Origin of the sequence: Campylobacter concisus, assembly GCF_902460895.1 — a bacterium.
GTDB lineage: Bacteria > Campylobacterota > Campylobacteria > Campylobacterales > Campylobacteraceae > Campylobacter_A > Campylobacter_A concisus_BC.
In genome coordinates this window covers 1-2186 of record NZ_CABPVL010000022.1, presented here as the reverse complement: position 1 = coordinate 2186, position 2186 = coordinate 1, and the positions used below count along the sequence as shown (strand labels likewise).

The following is a 2186-nucleotide window of genomic DNA, read 5'->3' as shown; positions in this document are numbered from 1 at the left end:
TTATTTTCATATATTGCCCAGAAATTGCCTATTCCTCTATATCTAGGATTTATTCCATTGTGTAAATTTATAATTTTTGTCTTAGATGTACATATAGTTTCACTACTGATACTAGAACAGGCATTAGAAATAACAAATTTATAATTACACTCTTTGAGTATTTTTCTAATACAACTGCTGTTGATATCCTTGGTAATTATATGTGGCATATAATTCTTCTTTATCTTTTTTTCACATACAAATATTTTTTTTAAAATTCTTAATAAAATAAAATCCAAAGTATGCAAAACACCTTTTCTAAATAACATTTTTTTAAGAAAAATTAAAATTTTTAACAAAGTAAAATGTTCTTCTAAGATTAACACATTATACTTTTCAGAAAGTCTCTGCATATAGATATTATTAGCCGCTATAGCAGCGCTTCCATTACCAGACAATATAATTATATTTTCTTTCAAAATAAAATCCTTCTTTATACCCAATTTGGGAAATTTATGCTTTTTTTACTATATTCTAAACTAACAGGATACTCTCCTTGCTTAAACGGTGCGTAAGCTTTTAAGTATGGTATAGAGTATTCTATAAGAATACCTAATTGGATACCCATTTTTCTATACTTTTCCAACCAGTATGCCCTATCATCAACCAGTGCAACACAATGACTATATGTAGCACCCTCTATATCATTTTTAAATTCGCACTTCAATCCACCAACATTTTTTATCCACTTCCTAGCATTTTTAATTCTATTATTCACTATAAAATCATATTTCCTCAACTGACTAAGCCCTATCCTTGCCTCCAATCTAGATGGTCTAATATTCCAATCATTCGGAAAATATATTTTGTCTTCTTCAAAGTATTTAACAAATCTATCAAGCATTTTTCTTCTTTCAAGACAATTAACAAAAAAATACACATAACTATTGAAAGCAATATTTACGGCTATAAAATATATAAATCTCTTAAAAGACTTCAATAAACCACCACTTCTCAAATTTTCTACTTTCCACGTTACCAACTTATCAAATGTGTCTTGAGAATTTGTGAGTACCATGCCTCCAAATATAGAATTTATAATTTTACTTATATTTGAACCGAATATGGATGCATCTCCGAATTTGGTAACCAGCAATCCATTCCATTTTGCACCGTAGCTATGTGCAACATCTTGTATCACATATATTTTATTGCCATACAAAAGCTCTGCTTCTTTGACAATATTTTGAATTGCTTCAACATCCATAGGATAACCAAATAAATGTGTCACTATTATTGCTCTAGTTTTTTTATTAATGGCTTTTTTTAATAAAGAAATATCCATATTAAAACTATCTTTATCGCTATCCACAAAAACTGGTATATTACCACTTAGCACAATAGCATTTGGAACAACTACACACGTATATGCAGGACATATAATTTCATAATTTTTAAGTTGCCATATATTTAAAAGTGCATACAATCCAGTTCTTCCGTGCTGAAACATTACTCCGTATTTATTTTCAAATTTCTTTGCAAACTCTTTTTCGTAGGTTTCTATTGGGGTTTTTTGAAAGATATTTAAAGCAGCAATCCAATCACAAAATGTATAATTTGGTTTCAATCTAGGTATAAGTTTAAACATTTTTAAACTCAACTATACTGTTGTCTTTAATAATTGCATCTTTTGGTAAAAGATAACCACTTGAAGCCATATGAATAACCTTTGATTTTCCAACATGTCCGATCTCTATACAATTCTTAGGTCTTTGAATCTTTTCTTTTACAATGATTTTATCTTTTAAAAAAACAAATTTTCGTTTCACGCATCCATCTATTTTATTTTTACCAGTCATTAACAATCTAACAATAAATTTTTTAAATAAATCACCAAGAAAAACGGACTTAAAAATAGACATAGAAAATATCCTTAAAACAACAAAACTTAGGGGAGTTGGCAGAGACTCATTCGTACAATAAAAAGAAGCAACTATTTCACTATTGGTAAAATTGATTTTATCATCAAATTTTTGAGATGAAATTTTCTTACCATTTTTTAAAGCACCAAACAATCCACCATCCTCAATGCATACACTATTATTTTTATCAAAAACCTTTAAAACACCACCTTTTTTAAAGTTAAGTATTGCAAAATATTTTATATTTGAAAACATATAAATTCCAGCTTTTTCAAATATCTTCTC

At 28.0% G+C, this 2186-nt stretch carries 3 protein-coding genes; all 3 read right to left on the bottom strand.

Features of this window, described 5'->3' with window-relative positions; genetic code table 11:
• Positions 1–458 (bottom strand): formyl transferase (locus tag F3G98_RS10150; RefSeq protein ID WP_223231352.1); only part of this gene is annotated, 458 nt, incomplete at its 3' end.
• 14 nt (positions 459–472) lie between these two features.
• Positions 473–1627: a DegT/DnrJ/EryC1/StrS family aminotransferase gene (locus F3G98_RS10145; protein WP_103608076.1), complete on the bottom strand. Its 1155-nt coding sequence runs from the start codon at positions 1625–1627 to the stop codon at positions 473–475.
• Positions 1620–2186, bottom strand: a 567-nt coding sequence (locus F3G98_RS10630; protein WP_188117004.1) for a hypothetical protein, incomplete at its 5' end; no start/stop codon positions are given. The genes F3G98_RS10630 and F3G98_RS10145, both read right to left, overlap by 8 nt.